This is a genomic window from Streptomyces melanogenes (assembly GCF_014649795.1).
GTDB lineage: Bacteria > Actinomycetota > Actinomycetes > Streptomycetales > Streptomycetaceae > Streptomyces > Streptomyces noboritoensis.
In genome coordinates this window covers 26,046-50,078 of sequence record NZ_BMTS01000031.1, presented here as the reverse complement: position 1 = coordinate 50,078, position 24,033 = coordinate 26,046, and the positions used below count along the sequence as shown (strand labels likewise).

Annotated in this window: 25 protein-coding genes; 11 read left to right on the top strand and 14 right to left on the bottom strand. The window is 70.3% G+C overall.

Translation table 11 applies throughout. From position 1 onward, the window contains the following. Positions 1 to 11 precede the first annotated feature (11 nt). Positions 12 to 224: a hypothetical protein gene (locus IE252_RS37790; RefSeq protein ID WP_190094018.1), complete on the bottom strand. Its 213-nt coding sequence runs from the start codon at positions 222 to 224 to the stop codon at positions 12 to 14. Between the two features lie 351 nt (positions 225 to 575). After that, on the bottom strand, positions 576 to 1,148 hold the full coding sequence (locus IE252_RS37785) for an RNA polymerase sigma factor (protein WP_190094017.1): 573 nt from the start codon (positions 1,146 to 1,148) through the stop codon (positions 576 to 578). A gap of 542 nt (positions 1,149 to 1,690) precedes the next feature. On the opposite strand from IE252_RS37785, the gene IE252_RS37780 reads away from it, so the two are divergent. The 3 genes from IE252_RS37780 (at position 1,691) to IE252_RS37770 (ending at position 4,604) form a co-directional block, all read left to right on the top strand. Further along, positions 1,691 to 2,128, top strand: coding sequence for a hypothetical protein (locus tag IE252_RS37780; RefSeq protein WP_229849056.1), 438 nt, complete (start codon positions 1,691 to 1,693; stop codon positions 2,126 to 2,128). Between the two features lie 8 nt (positions 2,129 to 2,136). Beyond that, entirely contained in the window at positions 2,137 to 3,960 is a 1,824-nt protein-coding gene (locus IE252_RS37775) for an alpha/beta hydrolase (protein ID WP_190094016.1), read from the top strand. Between the two features lie 182 nt (positions 3,961 to 4,142). Continuing rightward, on the top strand, positions 4,143 to 4,604 hold the full coding sequence (locus tag IE252_RS37770; RefSeq protein WP_229849055.1) for a hypothetical protein: 462 nt from the start codon (positions 4,143 to 4,145) through the stop codon (positions 4,602 to 4,604). A gap of 35 nt (positions 4,605 to 4,639) precedes the next feature. Here the strand turns inward: IE252_RS37770 and IE252_RS37765 are convergent, their stop codons facing one another. After that, positions 4,640 to 6,157, bottom strand: coding sequence for a hypothetical protein (locus IE252_RS37765; protein WP_190094015.1), 1,518 nt, complete (start codon positions 6,155 to 6,157; stop codon positions 4,640 to 4,642). 358 nt (positions 6,158 to 6,515) lie between these two features. On the opposite strand from IE252_RS37765, the gene IE252_RS37760 reads away from it, so the two are divergent. From IE252_RS37760 to IE252_RS37750, 3 genes are all read left to right on the top strand, one after another. Continuing rightward, complete coding sequence (locus IE252_RS37760) at positions 6,516 to 6,815, top strand: hypothetical protein (protein WP_190094014.1); 300 nt, start codon at positions 6,516 to 6,518, stop codon at positions 6,813 to 6,815. 264 nt (positions 6,816 to 7,079) lie between these two features. Continuing rightward, complete coding sequence (locus IE252_RS37755; RefSeq protein ID WP_190094013.1) at positions 7,080 to 7,451, top strand: DUF732 domain-containing protein; 372 nt, start codon at positions 7,080 to 7,082, stop codon at positions 7,449 to 7,451. A 167-nt stretch (positions 7,452 to 7,618) separates the two neighbouring features. After that, positions 7,619 to 7,924, top strand: coding sequence for a hypothetical protein (locus tag IE252_RS37750; protein WP_190094030.1), 306 nt, complete (start codon positions 7,619 to 7,621; stop codon positions 7,922 to 7,924). Between the two features lie 30 nt (positions 7,925 to 7,954). On the opposite strand, the gene IE252_RS37745 is transcribed toward IE252_RS37750, so the two are convergent. Together IE252_RS37745 and IE252_RS37740 are read right to left on the bottom strand one after the other, a co-directional pair. Next, a complete protein-coding gene (locus tag IE252_RS37745; protein ID WP_190094012.1) occupies positions 7,955 to 8,884 on the bottom strand; it encodes a hypothetical protein in 930 nt (309 codons plus the stop codon). A gap of 179 nt (positions 8,885 to 9,063) precedes the next feature. Beyond that, the gene (locus IE252_RS37740; protein ID WP_190094011.1) at positions 9,064 to 10,569 is read right to left on the bottom strand and encodes a hypothetical protein; all 1,506 of its coding nucleotides are present in this window, start codon (positions 10,567 to 10,569) and stop codon (positions 9,064 to 9,066) included. 384 nt (positions 10,570 to 10,953) lie between these two features. Between IE252_RS37740 and IE252_RS37735 the strand changes: the two genes are divergently transcribed. Beyond that, positions 10,954 to 11,499 carry an RICIN domain-containing protein gene (locus tag IE252_RS37735; RefSeq protein WP_190094010.1) on the top strand — a complete coding sequence of 182 codons (546 nt, stop codon included), beginning with the start codon at positions 10,954 to 10,956 and terminating at the stop codon, positions 11,497 to 11,499. An 86-nt stretch (positions 11,500 to 11,585) separates the two neighbouring features. Here the strand turns inward: IE252_RS37735 and IE252_RS37730 are convergent, their stop codons facing one another. The 3 genes from IE252_RS37730 to IE252_RS37720 form a co-directional block, all read right to left on the bottom strand. Then, the gene (locus IE252_RS37730) at positions 11,586 to 11,750 is read right to left on the bottom strand and encodes a hypothetical protein (protein WP_190094009.1); all 165 of its coding nucleotides are present in this window, start codon (positions 11,748 to 11,750) and stop codon (positions 11,586 to 11,588) included. Further along, positions 11,747 to 11,992, bottom strand: coding sequence for a hypothetical protein (locus tag IE252_RS37725; protein WP_190094008.1), 246 nt, complete (start codon positions 11,990 to 11,992; stop codon positions 11,747 to 11,749). Before IE252_RS37725 ends, IE252_RS37730 begins: the two co-directional genes overlap by 4 nt. A gap of 156 nt (positions 11,993 to 12,148) precedes the next feature. Further along, positions 12,149 to 13,441 (bottom strand): tannase/feruloyl esterase family alpha/beta hydrolase, encoded by a 1,293-nt coding sequence (locus IE252_RS37720; RefSeq protein ID WP_190094007.1) that lies wholly within the window; start codon positions 13,439 to 13,441, stop codon positions 12,149 to 12,151. A 223-nt stretch (positions 13,442 to 13,664) separates the two neighbouring features. Between IE252_RS37720 and IE252_RS37715 the strand changes: the two genes are divergently transcribed. The 3 genes from IE252_RS37715 to IE252_RS37705 are packed head-to-tail and all read left to right on the top strand — an operon-like array spanning position 13,665 to position 15,810. Then, on the top strand, positions 13,665 to 14,750 hold the full coding sequence (locus IE252_RS37715; protein ID WP_190094006.1) for a sensor histidine kinase: 1,086 nt from the start codon (positions 13,665 to 13,667) through the stop codon (positions 14,748 to 14,750). Positions 14,751 to 14,806: 56 nt separating this feature from the next. Further along, positions 14,807 to 15,457: a response regulator gene (locus IE252_RS37710; protein ID WP_373298677.1), complete on the top strand. Its 651-nt coding sequence runs from the start codon at positions 14,807 to 14,809 to the stop codon at positions 15,455 to 15,457. Then, positions 15,454 to 15,810, top strand: coding sequence for a type 2 periplasmic-binding domain-containing protein (locus IE252_RS37705; protein ID WP_190094005.1), 357 nt, complete (start codon positions 15,454 to 15,456; stop codon positions 15,808 to 15,810). Before IE252_RS37710 ends, IE252_RS37705 begins: the two co-directional genes overlap by 4 nt. Before the next feature lie 60 nt (positions 15,811 to 15,870). On the opposite strand, the gene IE252_RS37700 is transcribed toward IE252_RS37705, so the two are convergent. From IE252_RS37700 to IE252_RS37675, 6 genes are all read right to left on the bottom strand, one after another. Then, positions 15,871 to 17,322, bottom strand: coding sequence for an alpha/beta fold hydrolase (locus IE252_RS37700; protein WP_190094004.1), 1,452 nt, complete (start codon positions 17,320 to 17,322; stop codon positions 15,871 to 15,873). Positions 17,323 to 17,510: 188 nt separating this feature from the next. After that, positions 17,511 to 19,784 (bottom strand): coiled-coil domain-containing protein, encoded by a 2,274-nt coding sequence (locus IE252_RS37695; protein ID WP_190094003.1) that lies wholly within the window; start codon positions 19,782 to 19,784, stop codon positions 17,511 to 17,513. Between the two features lie 415 nt (positions 19,785 to 20,199). After that, positions 20,200 to 21,105, bottom strand: coding sequence for a phytoene/squalene synthase family protein (locus IE252_RS37690; protein WP_190094002.1), 906 nt, complete (start codon positions 21,103 to 21,105; stop codon positions 20,200 to 20,202). A gap of 238 nt (positions 21,106 to 21,343) precedes the next feature. Beyond that, entirely contained in the window at positions 21,344 to 21,616 is a 273-nt protein-coding gene (locus IE252_RS37685) for a hypothetical protein (RefSeq protein ID WP_190094001.1), read from the bottom strand. Then, positions 21,616 to 21,846 carry a hypothetical protein gene (locus IE252_RS37680; RefSeq protein ID WP_190094000.1) on the bottom strand — a complete coding sequence of 77 codons (231 nt, stop codon included), beginning with the start codon at positions 21,844 to 21,846 and terminating at the stop codon, positions 21,616 to 21,618. The genes IE252_RS37685 and IE252_RS37680 overlap by 1 nt, the downstream gene beginning before the upstream one ends. Before the next feature lie 101 nt (positions 21,847 to 21,947). Beyond that, a complete protein-coding gene (locus IE252_RS37675) occupies positions 21,948 to 22,427 on the bottom strand; it encodes a MarR family winged helix-turn-helix transcriptional regulator (RefSeq protein ID WP_190093999.1) in 480 nt (159 codons plus the stop codon). 149 nt (positions 22,428 to 22,576) lie between these two features. On the opposite strand from IE252_RS37675, the gene IE252_RS37670 reads away from it, so the two are divergent. Beyond that, positions 22,577 to 24,025: an MFS transporter gene (locus tag IE252_RS37670; protein WP_190093998.1), complete on the top strand. Its 1,449-nt coding sequence runs from the start codon at positions 22,577 to 22,579 to the stop codon at positions 24,023 to 24,025. Positions 24,026 to 24,033 lie beyond the last annotated feature (8 nt).

Here is a 24,033-nt window from a genome sequence, read left to right as displayed (position 1 = left end):
GCGGGCCGGCGTCAGGCGTTCACTTGGCGGGGCAGCCAGTCGGGGACGTTCCCCCGAGGAGGCCGGTCGGCGCCGTGGTGGCAGACGAGTACGGCCACCGTCGCGGCGCACAGGAGCACCAGGAGTGCCGCCACCTGGAACACCACACCGTCGGGTGCCGACGCCATGGCCGGCCCCATGCCCATTCCGGCGAGCGCGACCACCGCGAGGAGCTCGCGGCGCATGGCCGAACCGCTGCGTGCACGTGGCACCGGTGCGGTGCCGGACCAGTCGCTGCCCGCCTGGGTCTCTTCATCCTGCCCGCTCGCGTTGTCGGAGCCCCCGATGTTCTCGACGGAGTCCTCTTCAGGAGGGGGCGGCCCTGAAGGATCAGTTCGCGAGGCTGCAAGCGCATCACGGACGCGTGCGTCCCTCTCCCGGATCTGCTCCAGGAGCAGTGTGTGCAGATCTGACACGGATCTCTCCCTGGTGTCTTCGGAGTTGAGGCCCCTAGGCCCCGCAAAGGGATCACGATCCACGGCGTGCAGCGGCTCCCGCACACCGCGGCCCGTGATCCCCAAGCCGGACTAGGGCTCTCATACCTGGGGGTCGAGTAGTTCCTTCACCGCCGGCTGCCTCAGCGCCGCGCGGGCGCGGTGGAGGAAGCCGTGGACCTTCTCGACAGGGAGGCCGAGCACTTCGGCGATGTCCGGTGCGGCGAGGTCGTCGATGTAGTGGAGTACGTAGCAGGCGTACTGACTGGGCGTCAGTGCCTGCCGTACGAGAGAGAGGGTCTCCTCGAACTCGACGGACGCTCCGAGATCGACGAACACGACCCGTTCCGGGGGCTCCTCGTCACTGAGGTGGTACTGCTCCCGCAGGTGGGCGTTGATCAGGTGGTACAGGATCCCGACCGCGTACGCCCGCTCGGACGTCGTGATGACGACGCCCCGCTGAAGGGCCTCACCGAGCAGTTTGTAGGCTTCCTGCCCCAGTTCACGGCACTTGTCGATGTCCTCGAGCCGTCGTGCCGCAACAACGGTCAGGTGCTCGACGAAGGCGCCCGCGGTCTCCTCCTCTCCCCACTTGTAAGGCGCTGGGCCGCTCTTTGTCGGCACCCTCACACGTGAACCAGGCATATCGCCCGGTTCGGTGCGTTGCGCTGCCATGGGCGGTTCCTTTCGAACGTCTGCGAGGTGTAACCCGCGCTAGTAGCGACAGCGCCAAGGACCGGAACACCGGGTGAAGCACGAACACCTTCCAGCGACGCCGCCGCTGCCCTGGCAGCTAGGTAGTGCGCACGGGCTCGGGGTTTCATGGCCGCCCGGACCATGATTCTTTGCGGGCGCGCTCCGCCGCAGGTCACAGCCCGCCGAGTTCCCGTCGAAGAGTCGAAGAACCGACGGGCGGCACAGAAAAGGGCCCCGGCCTCCATACGGAGGCCGGGGCCCTTGTTCATCGAGCGCTGGGCAGGCCTTGCACCTGCATCTCCCCACAGGAAGTGGGGCGCCTTTCCTTGGACCACCAACGCCGGGCCCGCCGCCGCTTGTTACGGGCGCGAGCTCAAGATCCAATATAGCGCATCCCCGGGACCCGGTGAAACGCGCGATCTGAGTACGGGTACTCAGAAGCCTCCGTTCCGCTCCTTGTAGCCTGGCGGCGGCGCAGGACCGGAGTGACGGGCGGGACAGACGTGACTGAGGGGGAACGGGTGGGTTCGTTCGCGCAGGAGTGGGCTCAGCTCAAGAGCGGTCCCGGAGGCGGGATGCGGCTCGCCGGTGCCGGGGACGGCGGCGGCAAGGGCGACGGCAAAGGCGATGTGCAGTCCAGCAAAGCCGCCTGGACGGCCGCCGGTAGTGCCGTCGGCGGGCTGAGCGGGGATACGAAGAAGGCGTTGAGCGGGCTGGAAACCGGGCAGCAAGGATTAGGCACCGGCGGCGGCGTCGAGAGTGCCGCCGCTCAGGCCGAGGTCTACCAGAGCTGGAAGACGTACCTGGAGAAGCTGTCCGGGCGGTGCACCGCGTTGCAGGGCGCCCTGGAGCGCGCGGGCAACGATCTGCTGCTGACCGACGACAACATCAGGGGACTCTTCGTCGAGCTCGGGAAGCAGTACCAGGACACCCCCGCCGTCGGCGGCGAGGGGAAGTGAGCTGAGCCGTGGATGTCGAGACGCTGAAGGCCCTCAAGCTGCACGAGTTCGAGGAAGCGGCGAGCGGGTACCGCTCGTCGAGCGACATGGCGAGCGGGGCGAAGGACGCGCTGGAGCAGCGGATCACCGCGCAGATGCGGAAGGTCCTGAAGGGCGCGACGGCCGACGCCGCCGTCGGCCAACTGCGGGAAGTGGCCAAGGACTTCCACTACGTACAGGTCGAGTGCGGTCTGGTCGCCACCGCCCTGAGCGCGTTCGCGTCGGACATGCGTCCGGCGCAGGACAAGCTGAAGCGGGCGCTGTCGGAGGCGGGCGAGCACAAGTTCACCGTGGGCGCGGACGGGGCGGTGAGTTATCCGGCGGCCGGGGAGAATCCGGGCGGGTCACCGCCGAAGGCCGGTTCGGCGGGCGCGTCGAAGTACACCGGGGCGGCCGGGTCGATCGACCAGCAGGCGGTCGAGCAGGACCCGAACCCCAACCACGCCATCGCCCAGGGCATAGCCAACCGCATAGCCGAGGCCGTCAAGGAGGCCACGGACACGGACCAGAAGTGGGCGCCGCAGCTGCGCAAGCTCAAGGCGGACGACGACCTGGTCGTCTCCGACGGGGACTGGGCGGACGTCGGCAAGGACACGGACGGCGTACGCGGAGCGGGCCAGCACTACCTCGACTCCCTCCCCCACCCCCCGAAGGACGGCAGCCCGAAAGCCAACGCGGACTGGTGGAAGGGCCTGCCCCCCGACCAGCAGGCCGACTGGACCGCGCTGCACCCCGACACGGTCGGCGGCCTCGACGGCCTTCCGGCCACGGTCCGGGACGAGGCCAACCGTATGGTCCTGGACGAGCGGCGGGGCCAGTACCAGACGGAACTGAACGGCATGCCGAAGGCGCCCGCCAACGAGTGGACGTGGATCCGGGGCGGAATGATCCCCGTCAAGGTGCACACCGACGAGTGGATGGCGTGGGACAAGAAGTACGGGGACCGGTACCGGCATCTGGAGTCGTCCCTCAAGGGCATGGGCGCCATCCAGAACCGGTTCGACCGGACCGGTGAGGAGGGGATGCCCGAGGCGTATCTGCTCGGGTTCAGCCCCGAGGGCCATGGGCGGGCCATCCTGGCCAACGGGAACCCGGACACGGCTCAGCATCAGGCTGTGTATGTGCCTGGTACGACGTCGAACCTGGAGGGGTTCGGGGGCAGTGTCGATCGGACGACCGAGCTGTGGCGCCAGACCCAGCACGCGAGACGTGATGCCTCCGTCTCGACCATCGCCTGGCTTGGTTACGACGCCCCGCAGGACATCGTCAAGGACTCCCCGTTCGAGCATTACGCCTATGACGGGGCGCCCGCCTACCGGAAGTTCATGGACGGACTCGACGCCTCGTACAGCGGCTCCGGCGAGCCCCACCGAACCGCCATCGGGCACTCCTACGGCACCACCCTCATCGGTGCTGCGGCCCAGAAGGGCGATCTCAACGCGGATGACGTGATCTTCGCGGGAAGTCCGGGCGTCAAGGTGGGCTCGGCCGGTGAAATGGACGTACCCAAGGGGCACGTGTGGAACGAGGAAGCGGACGGCGACAAGGTTCCCGACATCGGCCGCTGGGGCCACGGCGGCAGCCAGTGGAAGATGGGCGGAGGCGTGTTCCTCATCCCCAGCGACGAGGCCTTCGGCGCGAACCAGATGAACACGCACGCCGAGGGCAGCGGCCCCACGGAGACGAAGGGGGCGCACGGGCACAGCGAGTACTGGAACAGAGACACCACGGCTCTCAAGAACCAGGCGCTGGTCGTGATCGGCGAGTACGGCGAGGTCACCGATCCCCGATGACGCGTTCCGCCCAGGCCGCCCCGGCACTCGCACCGACCCGACCGTCAGCGACCCTCCCGACACCGCCAAGGACCCGCATGCTCCGCGCACCGCTCCCCGCTGCTCGTCGGCGCCGCCCGGGCAGCGCCCTGATCCCCCTGTTCCCCCTCGTACTGACCGGCCTTCTTCTCAGTGGATGTGGCATGAGCGACGACGACACCCCGAAGACCCCCTTCTCAGGCACAGCCAGCACGGATGACGCGGTCGCCGCCGTGAAAGCGGTGTCCAGCCAGATCTTCGACTTCGCCGGGGTGCCCGCCAAAGCCTCGAAGGCCGGGCCCGGTGTCTCGGCATGCGGGGACAAGGATCCGAAGAAGTACTTCCAGGTCTACCACCCGTGGAACTTCGAGCCGAACTCCGGCGCGGACACCGCCGTCGCCATGAAGCACCTCAAGGAGAAGCTCAACACGGGTGGCTGGGTGCTCAAGGACGAGTACTACGACAACAGCCCCAACAAGAACCTCAATCTCGTCGCCGACAACGACGCCAAGAAGATGAGCGTCTCGATCGTCGAGTACGGCAAGCGCGGCACCCCCAGCATCGGCATCAACGTCATCTCCGGCTGCTACCAGGTCCCCGACGGCCAGAAGATCGAGCACTCGTAGGAGGCCGGTGGTCGGTTCGTCAGAGTGGAACAGGCTCAGGCGCGTGGTCGCGCGTGGCGGCCGTAGCCGGGTTGGAACAGCGAGCGCAGGCGGCCGCGCGGGCGTTTGGGGCGGGGTGCGGAGGCTTCCGCCGGGCCCCGTGCGTGGTCCCCGCGCCGTGCCGGGAGCAGGGCCGGGCGTGGAACGGAACGGACCACCGCCCAGGCAGCGATGCCCGCGCCGGCCGTGGTGGCCTGGCGGGGCGGCGTGGTCCAGGTGTCAGATGCTGACAGGGCCGGACGGGTGGTCGGCCGGGCGAGCTGCGAAGTGAGCTGGAGGGTGGGGGTGTCGGTGGTGGTATGCGGATCGGCGTGGCCGGGTGCTCCGGGGAGCAGGAACGGGTCGGACACGGCGTAGGGATCGACGTACATGCCGTACGCGTCGTACGTGTAAGGGGAGTCGGGGGCGACGGGCGCGTACGTCGCCGGGCGCAGGTGTTCCGCCGCGGTCGGCCAGGTCGCGGCCTCCTTGGCCGCCCGGGCCAGGGTGTCCTCGGCCTCCTTGACCGCGGCGAGTTCCACGTACTGGCGTCCGAGTTCATCGCGTTCGCGGCGCAGTTCGACCATCCGTCCCTCGGCGAGGCCGGTGGCGGCGCGCGCCGCGTCCAGGTCCGCCCGCAGCCTCAGCGCCTCGCCCGTCAGTCGTACGACGTCGTCACCGCGTCGGCGCGCGAGGAGGGCGGCGCGCTCCGCGCGTTCCTCGGCCTCGCGCAGCCGGCCGCGCATACGGGCCAGGGCGGCGTGGTGTTCGGCACGGTCGTGGTGCTGTCGGCGTACGGCCCGCTCCTGCGCGTTCTCCAGGTGGGCCGCGTACTCGCGCAGGGCGTCGCGTTCGGCGGCGAGCAGGTGCTGGCGGAAGCGGTCGGGGTCGTGGTGGCGCAGGAGGTTGAAGTAGGCGTACAGCAGGGCCTGGTGGTCGTGCGCGGGCAGTGCCCGGCCGTCCTCGGCGAGCAGGCGGAGCAGCAGCTCCAGCTCGTGCAGCTGCGGGGTGCGCGTCCCCTCGGCCCAGGCTCTGAGCAGGTTCGGGGACATGGCCTTGGCCTGCTCGGCGGGCAGGTGTTTCTCCAGGCGGCGGCTGAGGGCGCCGAAGTCTCCCCACCCGTCGAGGACCGCGCCGCGCAGCTGCGCGGCGAACGCCCCCGGCAGCGGCCCCTCGGCGCGGCGGGTGAGGTCGGACCGCCACGCCGCCCACAGGACGTGGGCCTCCTCCCACACCTCGCTCTCGCGGGCCCGCCGCTCCTGGTCGGGCAGTTGGGTGTGGCACGGGTCCATCCGCAGCAGCTGCCGGACCACGCGCAGCAGGTTCTTCTCGGTGGTGGGGCGCTCGCACTTGAGGATCAGGCAGGCCGTCTGGTGCGACAGGGACGCGGGTGGTACGCCGGTGCTGATACGGCGCGAGACGTCGCGCCCCGACGGGCTGCCCGCGGCGACGGTGAGCCTCTCCAGCAGCTCGCGCAGGCGCTGCTGCGGGCCCACCGGTTCCTCGTGCGCATGTGCCGACTGCGGTACGGGCACGGCCGGGCCCCCTGTCAGATCTCGTCAGAAAAAACGAGAGTCCCACAGGTCAACGCCGTGTCAGGAACGCACTGACGGTCGCTGCCCGGTCGAAGCGGTGCGGGTGCGGGTGGTTGGGGGCGTCTCCTGGATGGGCCGGTCGGTGATCCGCCGCCGGTTTCGCGAACCGGGCCGCCGTCAGCGGGCAGCAGGGGCGGCCCGGCCCTTCACGCCACAAGGGGGCGCAATGAGTCATCCTAAAGAGCGAGGTGTCCGACGCGGGGCGGTTTACCGGGACGGGGGCGGGGCGGGGGCGGTCCGTGCTCGTCGACCGCGAGACGCTCGACCCGGCGGCGGCCGTGGAGCGTGCGCCGGGGCCGTGCTCCTGATCCTGCTCGCGGTCACGGCTCCCGCCGAGGCGGCCGGGCCCGCTCGGGTGGTTGCGGCCGCGTCCGTACGCCCGGCGCCGCCGGAGGCCGCGGCGACCGTGCCCGTACGACCGGACACCCCGCCGGACGCCCCGGCGGTCGTCCCCGCGCAGCAGCCGCCGGACCTGTCCTGGGACGCGGTGCTGCGGGCGGGCCTGCCGGGCTTCCTCGCCTCGCTCGGGTCTGGGGCGGTCCTCGCGGTCACGGCGTGGGGGCTCAAGAGGCTCGCCTCGCGGAGGGGCGAGCCGTAGGGGACAGCGAGTTGGCCACTGGCTGCGGGACCGGGCTCACGCGGTACGGAGCCGGTCCCGCGCACGCCCGCTCAGCTGATGCGATCGGGGCGTCTCGGCTTCGGGGACGTCCCGTTGCGATGGTGGTGGCGCTCAGCGGCACTGTGAGGCCCGGTGCCACGCACGGGTGAATTCGGCGTCCTCGGCGTCACGGCTCGGCAACAGCGGGCCCCAACCCGCGCCCCGCCGCAGTCAGATGGGCCCCTCAACCGTCTGGGGGACACCGTGACGTACAGCCGTATCGCAGCCGCCGCCCTCATCGCAGCCGCCGTTCTCCTGCTCACGGCCTGTGGCGGCGACGACCAGTCCGACAGCAGCCCCGCCGCCCTGAGGCGCGCGGCGGAAGAAGCCGTCTACGCCATGCAGGCCGCCAAGGGGGATCCCGGCGACCTCGACGGCGTACCACCCGACCTCATCGCCCCCGAAGGCCGCCAGGTCTGCAGAATGCTCGACGAAGGCCAGGCCGTCGACGACGCCGTCGCCTACCTCCGCCTCGGCTTCAACCTGAAGGAGACCGGGGCGCTCATCGGCGCCGCACCGGCGCTGTGCCCGCAGCATCAGGGCACCATCGACGCATGGGTCGCCAGCTGGGGTTGAGGTGAGCCGACAACGGCTCGCCTGGACCCGGGACATGCTGGGGGGGGGAGACGGCCGGTTTCTGCCCGAGGGGCCCTTGCCCGCCATGTCGGGGACTATCGTGACGAGGGTCGACCTGAGGAGGAGACGTGGCGTCCGCCCCTGGCCATCCTCACGGCGTGCCCCCCATGCCCGAGCGCAGCATTCCGGCTCTGCGTGCCGCCATCGCCGCCCATGCGCCGCAGCTCTTGGCGGACTTCGAGGCGAACTGGCGCGACAAGATCGCTGACACCTACGACATCGGCGCGGCACCGGCGTTCCTGGCCCGCTGGTGGGCGGAGTACGCGCTCGCCCGTGACCCCGGGCTCGACGGCCATGTGCGTGACCTGGAGACACGAGCTGCCGAGTCCGCCGATCCGGACAAGGCCAAGGCCCTCCTGGAAGGGGCCGCGCAGATCCACCACCGGGTGAGCAGGCTCGGGCCCGGCGAGTGAGCGACGAGTTCACCGGCCCGCCCTGGCGGCTCAACTCCGGGGCCGCCCCATGACGATCGTGGCGGTGCTCAGGAACGCCGAGCCGATCACCGCCAGGAGGATGCGCGCCGTGAGGGAGGAGTGCGCGCCCAGGATGGCCGGGGTGGCTACCAGGAACGCGCCCAGCGTGCTCAGGCTCACGCGGGTGAGCAGGCGCATGCGGGAGTGTTTGATGATGACCGGGAAGCGTACGACGGCGACGGGGGTCGTCTCGGCCTCGGCGGGGCCCAGGCGGATGGTGACATGGGTGAGGGCGTCGAAGGACGAGGCCTCGGGCTGGAGCCAGAACTCGGTGGAGTCGTAGCGCAGCGCCACGTCGTGCGAGTCGTCCGAGGAGACGCGCAGGAAGCGGCCGTCCGTGGAGCAGGTGAGGGTGATCTTCGGTGTTTCGGTGTAGCGCTGGGAGTAGAAGCTGACCGGGAGCCGCGCGGGCTGCCGGTCCCCCAGGCTGAGGCGGCCCTGCGGCTCGAAGGCGAAGGCCGTGGAGCCGGTCAGATGGACGGGCTGGTCGACGCGCATGAAGTAGGAGTTCTCGAAGGTGGGGTGGAGCGCCAGGCGTCGGGCGACGCTGATCCACAGCTGCGCCGGGTCCCCGCTCGTACGGATGGGGAAGGCGGGGAACTTGACCACGGCGGGGTAGTAGGTGCCGCCGTTTCCTTCGACGATCTTGTCGATGGCCTTGCGGCTCTCGGCGTTGATCTCCGCGCGGGAGAGGGAGTAGTCGTCGAGGTCGACGTGGTCGGTCACGCGCAGCTTGAAGAGGATGACCTCCGCCACGCACTCCGCGGCCACGATCTCGGCGACCCGGACGGGCAGCAGGAAGCAGTCGGCCGGGGTCGTGGCGTCGACTATGAAGCCGATGAGCGCGCGCTGGCGGAGGATGTCCCCGGTGGCCACCCTCTGTTGCAGCGAGGCGGCCACGTACTGCGCCTCATAGCGGAACTGGATGGTGGCGCGCCCCGGGGCAGGGCCAGCGCGGTGAGGATGTCCTCGGCGTATCGGCGCCGCAGGTTCGAGGACAGCAGCAGAACCTGCGGGCGCTCTTCCTGAATGCTCACGTCCCCCCTGAGGCTGAGCGTCGTCGCGCGACCCGTCGGACCTCAGACCGCGTCGCACAGGGTGCGCATACCCCATTTGGCGCGCATGGACTCTTCGAGGCGCTTGTAGCGCGGCCAGACACGGTCGTCCGGAAGGTCGTCGACCGCCAGTCGCGTCACGGGCTGGTAGTGAATGCCGTCGCGGGCGAGTTCGCCGTGCCGGCGGTAGATCACCCGCTCACCGAAGCCGTCCGCCTGGTCGCAGGTCAGGTCGATGACCTGGCGGTCGGCTTCCTCGGGACGTCCGATCTCGATCCAGCAGTGGTGGTCCACGGACGCGATCGAGGGGTTGTCGAAGCTCAGCCTCCCGTAGCAGTAGGTCGCTTCGATCTGCCGCGTCCGCAGTTGGCAGGCCAGCCACACCGAGCTGACTCCGCACTGCCCCTTCGACGACAGGGGCTCGCGGGCGTAGCTCGGGTGGGCGGTGCTGAGCGACCAGACGGCTTCCAGGCGTTCGCGGAAGTCACGGAGCTCATCGGGGTCGAGCGCCACAGGCGCGTCGGCGGACGTGTCGTCCGCGGGCTCCGCTACGTGTTGCAGGGATTTCACTGTCCGGATTTCTTTTCTCGCTGTGCTGTCCGTGCCGAGCACGACCAAGAGGTTCCGATAGTTTCCGACTTTGCGGTCCGTGCATTTGTCCGACGAAGACTGCCGCCGCGTCACATAACTCCCGAACTGGTCATAGCAGTACGCTACCGGCGCTGTCGCAAAGGGAACGAAGTTCGTGGCGTGGAGCGCCGAACCCGTAAAGCCGAGCAGGGGGTTGAAGGCCGTCACGACAAACCTGCATCCCATGGTCCGCAATGCCCGCACGGCCTGCCCGACGGTAAAGCTCATGAGGTTTCGAACCGCTCCCGATAATCCTAGGGCACGGGTGAGGATCAGCAAGTTGCCGCGCTCGGCGGGAATCCCCTGGCGTCGCAGCGCGTCCACCACACCTGGCCGGTCGCAGACGGAGAAGGCGAGGTAGGTGACGGGGTGGGACGCCCCCTGCAAATAGCATCCGACCTCTATCAGGGTGTCGGCCCGAGCGCTGAGCATGTAGTGCAGCTTCGCCTGATAGAGATAGCCGTGACTGGGTGGAACCACATCGAACTTCACCCCGACGGAGGATCCGTCCGACCGCCGTACGGTGAAGTCCCTCCGGGCCTCACCGCCCCCCAGGAGCAGAGAACTGTTGGCGAGAAGATCCGCATCCTTGATGTAGCTCGACAGCCGACTGCAGCGAGTGATGAGCCGTGGCCGCATCTCTTCGTAAAGTGCCTCCGAGGACCACACCGGGCCTGCCCGGAAAATCAGCGGGGCGTGCAGGCGCAGTTGGATGTCGAAATCGCGCGCGCTTATTCCGCACAATTGGGCATCCGCTGCGACAAGGTCCTGACAGTCGGCCGAGAAGCCGTCGATGAGGGGGTCCCGGAGTTGGCGCACCAGGGCGGACCAGCCGGTGGAGCTCTGGTAGGGGTACGGGGGCGGCTGCGCCGACTGGGCCTGCCGAATCTGCGGCGACACCGGGGGTAAATGTGGCAGGCAACGCGACGCCCCCGCCTGTAAGGCGTGGCCGGATCCGGCGGGGCCGAGTGCGGTACGGGCCATCAGGGGTCTCCGCTATCGGTCGCCAACAGGACTGAACATGGTACGGGGCCCGCTGTTGCACTGTCAGTCGGTTCAGGGCCAACAGCCGGGCGGGCGACGGATGTTGACCGGCATGCGACGGAGGCGTGTCCCGGAAGTGCTCGGCACGGGGGCCGCGCGGGCCCCGGGCAGCAGCCCGGATCTCCGCGCCCATTGGTTCGTGCATGACAAACCGGTTGACCGGCTTTATGATCATGGAAGTGGATCACCGGACGCCATCGGGGGAAGTCCGGGGTCCCGTCTTTCGTGGGAGAAATCTCTGTGAACACCCTCAAGCGCATCGCCACCGTCGCCACCAGCATGTGTATGGCCGCGGGTGCGTTCGTCGCCGCCGCGCCGCAGGCCTCGGCCACGATTCCCAGCATGGGGCTCCAGGTCGGCAGCACCATGGGTCCGTGCCTCGGCCAGGACTACCTTCCCGGCGAGGACTCCTCGTCCGTGATCGTCTGGAAGTGCAACGGCAACCCGGACCAGCGCTGGTCCGCGGACGTCGTCTCGTTCAACCTGCACGACGGGCTGCCGGACACCGTCCACCTCGTCAACGACAACAACCAGTGCCTCGGCGTCTGGGGCGGCGACATCCACCGGGGTGCGAACGCGTCCGCCTGGGACTGCAACGGCAACGCGGACCAGCAGTGGAACGTCGAGCCGGTCGGCGGCGGCATGGTCCGCCTCCACTCCACGTACCACCAGGAGCTCTGCCTGGGCCTGCGCAACGGCGGTACGTGGAACGGCAACTACGCGATCGTGTGGGACTGCAACAACAACTCCGACCAGAAGTTCGTCGGGACCAACTTCGGTATCTGAGTTCTCTGCGGTATCGCGGTATCAGCGGACCGTCGCTTCTCCGGAAGCGGCGGTCCGCCGTGTTCCATCCGCGTGCGGACGACGTGTCAGCAGGGGAACGTCAGCTTCTGGCTGTAGGCGTGGTACTGGATGAGGTCACTGTCGAAGCCCCAGGCGTGGACCTGGTAGGTGTGGCTGCCGCCGACGCAGGGGACGCCCGTCCCGAACGAGTGGCTGAAGGGGCCCTTCTCCCAGAACTCCGAGACCTTCACCACGGAACCGTCGCGGTGATCCTCAGATGGACCTTCGCGCCGCCGTCCGCGGGCAGCGTGGAACAGTTCCAACTCGTTTCCGCCCAGACGTAGTTACCGGCATGGTTGGGGTTGCTGACGCTGACCGCGCACTGGCCCAGCGGGGCGCCGGCCGCGACCGCCGGCGCCGCGCCGATCCCCGGCACCGCGGCAGTCAGGGCCATGACGGCGACAACGCGCTTGGTGAAGGCAATAAGAGGCATCACGGTCTCCGGCTCTCGGGTGGACCCCCGGGTTGGAGCCCCGTACGACAAGACCACATCCTCACTACCCTCCGTATCGTCAAACATGCACAGAGTTACCACGCTGGGTGAATCCGCCGCTTCGCCGGAAGCGGCGGTCTGCCGTCCTTCGGCTCCTCAGGAGGAAGTGGCGCAGGTCGGCCGCGTCCACACCTCCAGCTCGCCCAGTGCCGCCGTGAAGTCGCCCAGCATCGGGCGTACATGCTCCGTGTCGAGGGCGACCAGGCCGTCGGTGTGGGCGCCGCCGGGGACCTTGGTGTAGCGGTGCAGGGCGGCGCGGCCCGCGTCGGTGACCATGCGGTGGTAGACGTCGCCGAAGTCCGTCGGCGGGGTGAGGGCGTCCAGGGTGCCCTGGATGCTGATGAGCTGGCGGCGGATGTCGCCGGTCAGCGAGATCCGTTCCACGGCCCTGTGCACCGCTCGCGGGCGGGACGCGAAGTCGTAGTCCGTGTCGCAACCCGGACCGGTGCCCGCGGGGCAGAGCGGGGTGCCACCCTCGGTGGGGCCGTCGTAGTCGGGGTCGAGTTCCTCGCGTATCACCCGCTGGAGCAGGTCCCACTGGTTCTTGTGGTGCCATTCCCACTGGCGCTCCGAGCCCTCCGGATAGCCCGCGGCGAGCATCGCGGCGTGCGCGGACTCGTCGTGCGGCAGCGGGGCGTAGCGGGGGTAGGCGCGCAGGGCGGGCGGGAGCGTCTTGAGTAGGCCGCCGTCGGTGGTGAAGGTGAGGGCGTTCCAGTCGAGGCCGCCGGTGTAGAGGTCGGGGCGGTGTTCGAGCTGCCAGCGGACGAGGTAGCCGCCTGCGGAGAGCCCGGCGGCGTATGTGAAGCGTGGCCTATGACCGTAGTGACGTGCCGTCACTTTCTTTGCTGCCACCGTGAGTTCGGTGACTCTGCGGTGCCATTCCATGATGGCGTCGCCGGGGCGGTCGCCGTCCTTGTAGATCTCCGGGCCGGAGTTGCCCTTGTCGGTGGCGGCGTACGCGTACCCCCTCGCCAGCACCTGGTCGCTGATGATCCGGTCGTTGGCGTACTGCTTGCGCAGGCCCGGCGGGCCCGCGACGACGAGGCCGCCGTTCCAGTGGTCGGGCAGTCGGATGACGAACTGGCTGTCGTGGTTCCAGCCGTGGTCGGTGTTGGTGGTGGAGGTGTCGGGGAAGTAGCCGTCTATCTGTACGCCGGGGACTCCCGACGGGGTGGTTGTGTGGGGCGCCTCCAGGCCCGCCCAGTCGGTGGGGTCGGTGTGGCCGGTCAGCCTGGTGCCTGTGGTGGTGAGGTCCGACAGGCGGGCGGAGACGGTGTGTTCGGCGCCGGGGACGCGGATTCTGTCGGCGGTGCCGGGACGGGCGGCCGCCGGGACGGCCAGGACTGTGGCCAGCAGCAGGGGTGCGACGGCCAGCGAACGTAGGTGCATGGAGTGTCCTCGTCTCGTGCTGTGGTGATGCCGAGGAATCTAGGAATCGCAGGTCATCGGGGGTAAGTACGAAATGGCAGGGGTGCGGGGGGACGGAGGACACATGACCTTTGGCCACACTTCGCGGTGCAGCCGTCGGATGGTGTGGTTGGGGCGCCCGCCCCACGTACGCTGCGGGGAGCCGTACACCTACGTACGAGATACCGCGCCGCCGGGAGGCCTGATGCCGCGTCCTGTGCCCTGGATACCCGCCGTTCTGTACGGGGCGGTGCTCGCCGGGGGGCTCTATTACGCCGTGACAGGGCCGGGGTTCGACGTGCGCACCGCCGGTTTCGCGGCGCTGCTGTGTGCGCTCGGGGTGCTCGACGGGCGCACGTGGCGGGTTCCGGTGGGTGGGGTGTTCGCCCTGCGGGCCGCGCTGTTGTGTGCGGTGGCGGCTCTCGATGTCTCCGGGCTGTCGCGGGTGTTGTTCGTACTGGTCCCGTTCCTGGGGTTTTTCGCGTTCGGGCCTGGCGTCGGGGTCGCGTTGGGCGCGGGGTGTGTGGTTCTGCTGGCGGGTGGGTTCACCGTGTGGGTGCCGGGGTGGGCGGTGCGGGCCGAGTACATCTCCGACCTGCTGATGTTCGCCCTGGGAGTCGTGCTGGCGCTGGCCATGGCGGCCGTCGCCGTACGGGAACAGCGGGCTCGCGGCCAGTTGGAGGGCACTCTCGCGGAGGTCGCCCAGTTGTCGGCGGCCCGTGAGCGCAACCGGCTGGCCCGCGAGATCCACGACAGCCTCGGGCACCATCTGACCGCGATCGGGATCCAGTTGGAGAAGGCGGAGGCGTTCGCCGCGCTCGATCCGGCCGCCTCCGCACAGGCCGTCTCGCACGCCCGCTGGTCGGCGAACCGGGCCCTGGACGAGGTACGGGCCTCCGTACGCACCCTGGGCCCCGAGTCGGAATCCGAGCCGGTCGGCCTGTCGCGGGCGCTGGCCGGCCTCGTCCACCACCTCGACGGCGGCACCCGCCGGATCTCCCTGGACGTGTCCGGCACCGAGCGGCGGCCGCTGCTGGTGCTGTACCGGGCGGCCCAGGAGGGCCTCACCAACGCCTGTCGCCACTCCGGCGCGACCGAGATCGGGGTGACGGTCCGCTACGACGAGGCGGGCGCGCGTCTGTGTGTCACGGACAACGGGGGTGGGTTGGGCGGCGCTGAGGAGGGCTTCGGGTTGACCGGGCTGCGCGAGCGGGTGCGGCTGGCGGAGGGGACGGTGGATGTGAGCAGTTCGGAGCGGGGGACGGTGTTGGTGGTGGGGGTGCCGTGGTGAGCGATCCGGCGGTCGTCGGGCTGGGGGTGTCGGGGGCTCCGGACGTACGGGGTGATGTGGCGGCCGGATCCGGGACACCGCAGGTGCCGGCGCCGGACGTACGTGTCCTCGTCGTCGACGACCAGGAGCTCGTCCGCGAGGGCATCGCCGCGCTGCTCGGCATCCAGCCCGGCATCGCGGTGGTGGGCAGCGCGCGGGACGGCGGCGAGGCCGTGGAGCTGGCCCAGGAGTGCGAACCCGACGTGGTGCTGATGGACATCCGGATGCCCGGCATGGACGGGGTGGCGGCCACGGCGCTGCTCCTGCGGCGGCTGCCCCGGTGCCGGGTCCTGATGCTGACGACGTTCGACGACGACGAGTACGTGGGGCGGGCGCTCAAGGCCGGGGCCGTCGGGTATCTGCTCAAGAACCTGCCCGCGGCCGAACTCGCCCAGGCCGTCCGCCTCGCGCACGCGGGTGTCGCCCAGTTCGACCAGACCGTACTGGCCGCGCTGGCGGCCGGTGTCCCCGCGCCCGACCTGCTGACGCCCCGGGAGACGGAGGTGCTCCGGCTCATCTCGGCGGGCGCCACGAACAAGGAGATCGCCGCGCGGTTGTATCTGAGCGAGGGGACGGTCAAGAACCACATCTCGCGGGTGCTGAGCCGGTTGGGGCTGCGGGATCGGACGCAAGCCGCGCTGTATGCGCGGGAGAACGGGTTGGTGTGAGGAACAACGGGAACGACATAGCACCGCTCTCCGCGGCGCTCGTCGCGTCCGGCGAAGGCGTCGCCGGATTCTGCGCCACCCGTGGTGCGGACATCGAGCTGCGGCCCCTCGCGGGCAATCCCCTCAGTCGAGAACTGGTCTTGATGTGGCGCCGCAATTCTCCGCTGGCGGCGCAGATCAGCGCGCTGCGGGACGGAGTTCGAGCAGGCTACTGCGCGCACCTGCGCGACCGCCTGGGGATGGACGCATGGCTGAAGCGCGGCGGGGAGTCGTTCATCCTGGACGCCGCGCGGCGGAACACGTCCGGCCCACAGCGCGCGCCCGGGCTCCGCCAGGGCGTACCGCGTGCGTGACGGCGACCGCAGTGCCCTCCGCCGTGTTGTGGTGGAAGGGCGGGTCGGGTGCGGCGATGGCTAGTTCGCGGGGGTGGGGTTGAACCGGTCCACATAGGCCCTGACTTTGCGAAGGGTGTCCGGGTTTTGCATGCCGCCGCCATGGCCGACTTTGTCCGTGACGACGTGGATGGCTTTCTTCCCGAGCTGTTCGGTCACCTTGTCGGCCCACGCGACAGGGGTGGCGGCATCGTGGCTGTTGCTGAGCAGCATCGTCGGGTTCGCGCTGCGTGAGGTGACCGGGTGGGAGGAGTCCTTGGCCGGACGGGGGCCCGCCAGGCAGATGGAGGCGTACTGGCTGGCGTTGGTGGAGTACTCGGTGACGGGGGCGGTCCTGCGTGCGGCTTCGAGGTCGCGGCGGGCCTGGTTGGCGTTCGGGACGGCCAGGGAGAAGTCGGAGCAGACGATCGGGTCGGCGTACGGGAAGGTCTTCGATGTTTCCTCTTCGCCGCCTTCCTTCTCTTCGGGAAGGGGGTTGCGCCCCTGGGAGAGTGCCAGCAGGCCGGCGGCGGCATCGCTGAAGCTGCTGCTCAGAGTGCCGTCGGCGTACTGGCCGACGCTCACGGCGGCCCAGGGCCGACCCATGGCGTCCTTGCCCGGGATGTGTCCGGCGGCGGCGTTGTGCCGGGCCTTGCGGAAGACTTCGCCGACGTCCTTGCCGTGCAGCGTGCAGGCGGACTCCGCATCACACCACTTCCTGAAGCGGTCGAGGACCGCTTCCGTACCGGCCGCCGCGGTGGTGAGGAATTCCCGTCGGCCCTGTGCGGGGTTCATGACTCCTTCCAGGACCGAGGCATTGACGTGCTCCCCGTACAGGCCGAGGTATCGCTCCGCGAGGAGGGTGCCGTAGGACACGCCGTGGAGGTTGACCTTGCCGAGCTCCATGGCCTTACGCAGGGCCTCGGCGTCCCTAGCGGTGCTGTAGGCGTCCAGATGCCGGTCCAGGCCGGGGTGACCGGTGGTGCAGGTGGACCAGAAGGCCTGCTGGTTCTTGCGCAGCGCGTCGAACCGCTGAGGATCGGTGGGAGGGACGACCGGGATCTTGAGTGCCTTGTCCGTCTCACAGGTCAGCGGGCTGCTCTCGCTCACGCCGCGCGGATCGAAGGAGACCAGGTCGTAGCCGGGGAGATCCTGCTTCAGGGAGGCGAAGGCGATGTCCCCCGTCTCGCCGGGGCCGGAGGGAAAATTGATGATCGTGCCCTTGCTCCCGCCAGCCGGCTTCGACCGGTAGACACGCAGGTCTGTCGTCCCGGACTCCGGCTTGGACCAGTCGACGGGCACGGCCAGTTTGCCGCACAGCACGTCGTCCCCGACGTCCTCCCTCACGCACTGGTCCCACTGGATGCTCCCGTGCCCGCGGCTCGGCGGGGGCACGGGAGCATCCAGTGGGACCAGTGCCGCCGCGGCGGTGGGCAGCACCGCGATCGCGGAGAGGATTCCCGCGGCGGTCAGAGCGATGGCCTTACCAGACATATACAGACTTCTCCCGATCTGTTCAGATGGATACGTCCGCCATGCTGGCCGAGACGAGTGGCCCTCGGCATCACCCCAACGGGCCGGTTCCACCTACGACTTGAGTCGGACATCCCTTCGGACATCCCTTTTGAGGGGCGGTCGGTGGGACTCGGCGTACGGTCACTGCCCGTACGAGCGTCGCGGGCTCACTGTCGTTTCGGGCGCCAGAACGAGCGGGAGAGCGGCCTCTGTTCGTGTTGTCTGTTCGTCGCCTTCAGCAGCTTGGTGAAGGCGACGGCCTGGTCGGTTCGGGTTGCCAGGGCTTCCAGGTGGCGGGCGTAGTCGCCCAGGTCGGCCATGGCGAGGGCGAGGAGCAGGTCCACCTGGCGGGGTACCGGCTGGTGGACGACGACCTCTTCCAGAAGGCGGTTGACCACGCGCTCGGCTCGCGGGCCCGTCGGGGTGTCGTTGTCCCTGAGGTTCTTGAGCAGGAGTGTGTTGTCGGTGGCCGACCGGGCTGTCGCGCAGGCGAGCAGCACCGCGTCGAGGTGCCCGCGCAGGGCGGGTGTGTCGAGGGCGCGGATGAGCTGCGCCAGGCTGAGGATGGTGCTGCCATGTGCCCGCTGCCGCAGTGATTCGATGGTCATGCTGGGGGCGCCGTTGATGTGGAGGCCCTGCAGGAACATGCCGCAGTGGCCCGCGGGCTTCGTGTCGACGAAACACTGGAACAGCGTTTCGGCCTGCTCGTGGAGCCCGCAGACCTCCAGGGTGGCGGCCATGGCGGCGGCGGAGCCCGGTGTGCAGACGCGGGCCACGCCCTTGAGTACGGCGTCGGCTCCCACGTACCCCTGGTTCAGCTCGGTGACCAGGGCTCTGACTCCCGCCGCGTCGGTGTCGGTCAGGGCGGCGACCAGGGCGCGCGAGCACTCGTGGAAGCTGCTCGACACATGGAGGTCACTGATCAGTACGGCGACCTCCGCCGGGGCCCGGCTGCCGACGGCCCGTAACAGCACCGCGTCGGTGGCAGCGTGGTTGCCCGTGCGCTGCAACGCGTAGATCAGGTCGGCGAGGTGGGCGATGTCGCGCTGCTCGGTCTCGGTGAGCGTCGCCTCCCTCAGGTGGTCCAGGCCGCGGATGCGGGCGAAGGCGAGGAACTCGGCCACGTCGGATGCCGTGCGCTGGGCGGCGAGCGCGCTGGTCATCCCCGCGACCAGAGGGCCGAGTCCGTCCTGGAAGAGCAGGGTCAGGAGCTGGAGGACATCGCGTATCGGACGCTGGCACGCGGCGGCGCGGAGCGCGGCCCGGACCAGTGGCGCGAAGCCGTGCCCGCGCAGGCAGCCGACGGCGTCCATCACGTCCGGCAGCGGCCGGGTGACCGCCGCCGCGCCCAGCAGGCTGACCGCGTGGTCGGCGAGGCCCGCCGTGTGGAGCATGCCCGCGAGACCGGCGACGTCCTTGGGGGTGTGCAGGCGTACGGAGGCCTGGAGGAGGGTGACGACGGGTGGGCGCAGTCTGGCGGCGGCCAGGGCGGCGACGAGGCCCGCCACATCGGCCACCGGCCGCATCATGACCATGGCGGGCAGCGCGGCTTCGGCGTGGTGGTGCAGGCCGGCGGTGTAGAGGCCGGTCAGCAGGGCGGACACCTCGGCGATCTCCCGGGTGCGGCTCGCCGAGGTGACCAGCTCGCTGGCGATGGCGTGCTGCGTGCGGGTTTCGAGGCCGCCGACCAGGTCGACGAGTTCGGTCACCGTGGCCGTACGGTCGGTGGCCTCCAGCGCTTCCATGAGCGAGGTGGCGGCGACCCGGTTCTCGCCCTCCTGGGTGGCTTCGAGCTCCGCTTCGAGGCGGTAGCACTCCTCCTCGGCGGCGATCAGCTCCGCCCGGGCCACCGCCAGGGCCTCCTCCAGGAAGAGGACCTGCTCGCGCAGGTCCTGGCGCTCGGTGTGGAGGCGTTCGTACTCGCCCTCCCAGCGCTCCAGTTCGGCGCTGTGGACGAGCCGCTGCTCCTCCACCACCTGTTCGGCCCGCAGGCAGCGCCGCTGGAGGTCGGAGAGGCGGCGGTGCCGGTCGCCCAGCGCCTCCTCCAGGGCGCGCTCGCGGGTCTTGATCCGCCGGATCTCCTCGTCCGTGTCGGCGAGCCGGTCCTGGAGCTGCTGGACCTCGCTGCCCCGGCGGCTGGCCTTGAGCGCGGAGCGGTGCAGCTCGCGCAGGGCGTCCTCGGCCTCGGTGGTCAGGGGCCGTTCCGTCTCCTCGGCCGAGTCGACGATGACGCCGGCCACGAAGTCCCACGGCGGTACGCGTTCGCCGCTGAGGTAGCGCGTGACCGAACTGGCGTTGAGGTGCCGCCGTGCCGCGTAGCGGCGCACGCTCACGTCGAGGGTGAGGAAGAGGCGGCGCAGATCCTCCGCGAGGGCGCGTTTTTCGGGGCCCAGGCCCGGTTTCAGAGGTAACAGCCTGGTCCCTGTCGTACTGCCGCTCATGCTCTCCCCACCGAGTGTTCTGAACGGAACCACACCACTTTGGCGCATCGGGGGCGGGTGGCAAGGGGTCTTCTGTTGCCGAATCGGTCGGCAACGGTCGGCAACGGCCGACGCCGCTGCGGCAACGGCGCGCGGGGCCGGTGGGAACGCTGCCGGTTGGATCACCAACGCGCTTCCGGGTCCGCAACACCGTCCGCACTCCCCAGGATGAGGCCCGTTCTCGACGTCTCTGTGGGAGGTACGGAAGACATGCCCAAGGCATCAGGATCGTGCTCGTGTTCTCGTACGTGTACGTCTTCGCCCGAGCCGTTCGCCAACTCGCTGCTGCGTCAGGTGCTTCTGGGGGCCGTGTGCAGCCTTGGTTCCGAGGCTGTCAGCTGGTTTCTGCTGTGGTGGCAGCACCGGTGAGCGGTGGTCACCGGTGCCGCCGTGCGGCCCGGTACTCCCGGCCCAGGAGGCGGAGCGCATCCGCCAGCGGTGGGCGGGTGGATCCGTCGAGAAGCGCGGGTCCTGCCTTCTCCACCGCGCCCACCCGGAGCGTCTGGAGGGCGACGAGGGCGCGGACGAGGGGGCGGCTGGAGGGGTGTACGTGGTGTTCGAGGGTGCGGGATTCCTCCAGGCCCGCCCGTACGAGGGGTGCCTGCTCGTGCAGCAGAGCCTTGAACCCGCCCGGTTGACGTCGCAGGTCATGGGGTGTGAGGCCGTGGCGGGCCAGGGTCTCGTGGGTGATTCCGATCCGTCCCTCGGCGAGGTCCTCGGCGATGTCGTCCAGGAAGTCGAGGCGCTGGGTGGCCTCGATGAAGGCGCGGCAGCCCGTGACGTACTCCTCGCCGGGCGCCTCGGGCGCGAGCAGGCAGGCCACGAGCATGAACGCGGGCAGGGAGTAGGCGGTGACGTAGTGCTGGAAGTCCGCCTCGCCGCTGAAGCTCTCCCACTCCACTTCCACGTCGGCGCCCTTGAGGAACTGCTCCACGTACTCGTGGAGTTGGGGGTGTCGGGAGATGGTGTGGGTCAGTGCCCGGAGCAGCGGGTCTTCGCTGGAGCCTCGGGTCAGGGCCGTGGTGACCTGCTGTCGCCAGTCGTCGGCCGCCGCGAGGCGTTCCTTCACGGGGCCTTGGTCGATGAGGTTGTCCGTGTGGTGCATGAACGCGGTGGCGGCGACGATGTGGGGGACGGCGGGTGGGGGGAGCAGGAGGCGTACGGCCGTGTATTCGGCGCGGGCGAAACGGGCCACGAGCTGGCGCTGGCCGCTGTAGGCGCCGCGCAGTGCCGGGTCGCTGATGCCCGCGTGGTCGAGGGTGCGTGACCACCTGGTCGTCATGGTGAGGGTGCTCCTGCGGGTCGTGTACGGGTCCGTCGTCGCGCCTACGTCAGCCGCACCGCGAGCCTATTCTGCCGGGGGTGCACGCACGAGGTGCGGTGGGGGCCTGGGGTCCGCGCCTTCAACTCGGCCTCGCGGCCTGCCCGTTCCCGTGAAGTCCGAAGGCCGCCGCTTATCACGGCGTGATAGGTCTGGCGGCGTTCGGACCGCCGAGCGGCCGTCGTGCATCGTCGCGCCGCTACACCTCGATGTACGCGACGACCACCACGGTACGCAGCGCCGTCAGGTAGTACAGGACCCGCACCGCCTCGATCTCGTCCGTGTACTCGCGCAGTTCGGGGCCGGGGGCGTTGCCGGGGATCGGGGTGCCGCTTTCGGGGGTGACCGAGAGGGCTACCAGGGCGCGGTCCAGGGCGTGGATCTCGCCCTCGGTGGTGAGCTCTTCGAGCTGTTTGGCCGCGGAGTCGCTGAACGCGATCCGGGCGCGGCGCGGGGCGTGGCCGGAGGCCATCAGGCGACGGCCGGGCGCTGGGCGACGAGGCGGGCGAGGTGCTGCTCGCGCAGGTCCTCCCAGGGCGTGCACTCCTCCGCCGGCGGCAGGCCGTGGGTGGCGATGTCCTCCAGTACGGCGGCGAGCCGGTCGGCGTTCTCGCGGGTCCTGGCGGCGTAGGCGCGTACCGCGTCGGCGGCCGCGGGCTCCAGCGGCTGCCGTGCGGTGGCGGGGGCCTGCTCTTCGCTCATCGAGGGCTCCTGGGCAGTCCTTCGGCGTACCCCTTCACGGTATCGCCGGGAGGGGGTGTCCGGACCCCGTAAGGACGAAGCGGACCCCGCGTCCCACCCCCTTACTGCCGCGCCCGCCGCGCCGGCCGAGGACTCTCCGAAGGGATTGCGAGGGCGTCCTCGGTGAGCAGGCGCAGGGTGCGCAGCAGGGCCTCGCGGTCGGTGGGTGGCAGGGACGCTAGGGCCCCGGCGTGGACCTCGTCGACGATGCGGGTGCTCTCGACCGCGAGGGCGGCGCCCTTGTCGGTGACGGCGATGATCCGGGCCCGGCGGTCGGTGCTGGAGGGCCGCCGTTCGGCCAGTCCGGCCTTCTCCAGGGCGTCGACGGTGACCACCATCGTCGTCTTGTCCATGTCGCCGAGCTCGGCGAGCTGGGCCTGGGTGCGCTCCTCCTCCAGGGCGTGGACGAGGACGCAGTGCATCCGGGCGGTCAGCCCGATCTCGTCGAGGGCCGCGGCCATCCGGGTGCGCAGGACGTGGCCGGTGTGGTCCAGGAGGTAGGAGAGGTCGGGCTCGGTACGGGAGGGCGCCATCGCGGTCATGGGACCAGCCTAGCAATTCGATCCGAAAGAAATCGTCTGCAACGAAACTATCTGCTACGGTCTCATCAGTCGCCGGATCCGACCACCGGATGCGATCACCGGATCCGATCCGACTGCACCCGCCTCCTGCCTGCCGACCGGAGAGACCCATGTCCACGTACGCCCCGCCCGCCCCCGTCGCCGGCACCGCCCCGGCCCGCGCCCTGCGCTCCCGCTGGGCCGCCCTCGGCGTGCTGTCCACCGGCATGCTGATGACGGTGCTCGACGGCAGCATCGTCACCGTGGCCATGCCGGCCATCCAGAACGACCTCGGCTTCTCCCCCGCCGGCCTCAGCTGGGTGGTCAACGCCTACCTGATCGCCTTCGGCAGCCTGCTGCTGCTCGCCGGGCGCCTGGGCGACCTGCTCGGCCGCAAGCGGATGTTCCTCGCGGGCACCGCCGTCTTCACCGCGGCATCCCTCCTCGCGGGATTCGCCGCCTCCCCCGGCGTACTGATAGCCGCCCGCTTCCTCCAGGGCGTGGGAAGCGCCATGGCCTCCGCCGTCGGCCTGGGCATCCTGATCACCCTGTTCACCGAACCCCGCGAACGCACCCGCGCCATCGCCGTGTTCGCCTTCACCGGCGCCGCCGGGGCCTCCCTTGGACAGGTGCTGGGCGGGGCCCTCACCGACGCGCTCGACTGGCACTGGGTCTTCTTCATCAACCTGCCCATCGGCCTCGCCGCGCTCCTGTTCGCCCTGCCCGCCCTCCCCGCCGACCGGGGGCTCGGCCTGCGCGCCGGCGCCGACACGGCGGGCGCGGTGCTGGTCACGGCCGGTCTGATGACGGGCATCTACGCCGTCGTCCGCGTCGAGCAGTACGGCTGGACCTCCGCGCACACCCTCGGACTCGGCGCGCTCTCCCTCGCCCTGCTCGCCGCGTTCGCCGTACGCCAGACCAAGGCCCGCACCCCGCTGGTACCGCCGCGCGTCCTGCGCTCGCGCACCGTGGTCGCCGCCAACCTGATCCAGATGCTGATGGTGGCCGCCCTCTTCTCCTTCCAGGTCCTGGTCGCCCTCTACATGCAGCGCGTCCTCGGCTACTCGGCCGCCGCCACCGGCCTCGCGATGCTGCCCGCCGCGGTGGCGATCGGCGCGGTCTCGCTGGGCCTTTCGGCGCGGCTCAACTCCCGCTTCGGCGAGCGGACCGTCCTGCTCGCGGGCCTCGGCCTGCTCCTCGCGGGCCTCGGCCTGCTGGTCCGGCTGCCCGTAGAGGCCGACTACGTCACCGACCTGCTGCCGGTGATGCTGCTCGCCTCCGGCTTCGGCCTGGCCCTGCCCGCGCTGACCGCCCTGGGCATGTCGGGCTCGGACGAGCGGGACGCCGGACTCGCCTCGGGCCTGTTCAACACCACCCAGCAGATCGGCGCGGCCCTCGGCGTGGCCGTCCTGTCCACCCTCGCCGCCTCCCGTACCGAGACGTTGAGCGCGGCGGGCGACTCCCCGGCGCGGGCCCTCACCGGCGGCCTGCACCTCGCCTTCGGCGTCGGCGCCGCCCTCCTGCTGGCCGCCCTCGTCGTGGCCGCGACCCTGCTGCGCGGCTCCCGCCGCACCAGCTGAACACCCAG

Excerpts from the sequence above, each read along its gene's own strand:
- IE252_RS37790 (WP_190094018.1), bottom strand. The coding sequence starts at position 224 with ATGCGCCGCGAGCTCCTCGCGGTGGTCGCGCTCGCCGGAATGGGCATG.
- IE252_RS37785 (WP_190094017.1), bottom strand. The coding sequence starts at position 1,148 with ATGGCAGCGCAACGCACCGAACCGGGCGATATGCCTGGTTCACGTGTG.
- IE252_RS37770 (WP_229849055.1), top strand. The coding sequence starts at position 4,143 with ATGAGCGACGACGACACCCCGAAGACCCCCTTCTCAGGCACAGCCAGC.
- IE252_RS37750 (WP_190094030.1), top strand. The coding sequence starts at position 7,619 with ATGCCCGAGCGCAGCATTCCGGCTCTGCGTGCCGCCATCGCCGCCCAT.
- IE252_RS37725 (WP_190094008.1), bottom strand. The coding sequence starts at position 11,992 with ATGCCTCTTATTGCCTTCACCAAGCGCGTTGTCGCCGTCATGGCCCTG.
- IE252_RS37720 (WP_190094007.1), bottom strand. The coding sequence starts at position 13,441 with ATGCACCTACGTTCGCTGGCCGTCGCACCCCTGCTGCTGGCCACAGTC.
- IE252_RS37715 (WP_190094006.1), top strand. The coding sequence starts at position 13,665 with ATGCCGCGTCCTGTGCCCTGGATACCCGCCGTTCTGTACGGGGCGGTG.
- IE252_RS37700 (WP_190094004.1), bottom strand. The coding sequence starts at position 17,322 with ATGTCTGGTAAGGCCATCGCTCTGACCGCCGCGGGAATCCTCTCCGCG.
- IE252_RS37695 (WP_190094003.1), bottom strand. The coding sequence starts at position 19,784 with ATGAGCGGCAGTACGACAGGGACCAGGCTGTTACCTCTGAAACCGGGC.
- IE252_RS37690 (WP_190094002.1), bottom strand. The coding sequence starts at position 21,105 with ATGACGACCAGGTGGTCACGCACCCTCGACCACGCGGGCATCAGCGAC.
- IE252_RS37685 (WP_190094001.1), bottom strand. The coding sequence starts at position 21,616 with ATGGCCTCCGGCCACGCCCCGCGCCGCGCCCGGATCGCGTTCAGCGAC.
- IE252_RS37680 (WP_190094000.1), bottom strand. The coding sequence starts at position 21,846 with ATGAGCGAAGAGCAGGCCCCCGCCACCGCACGGCAGCCGCTGGAGCCC.
- IE252_RS37675 (WP_190093999.1), bottom strand. The coding sequence starts at position 22,427 with ATGACCGCGATGGCGCCCTCCCGTACCGAGCCCGACCTCTCCTACCTC.
- IE252_RS37670 (WP_190093998.1), top strand. The coding sequence starts at position 22,577 with ATGTCCACGTACGCCCCGCCCGCCCCCGTCGCCGGCACCGCCCCGGCC.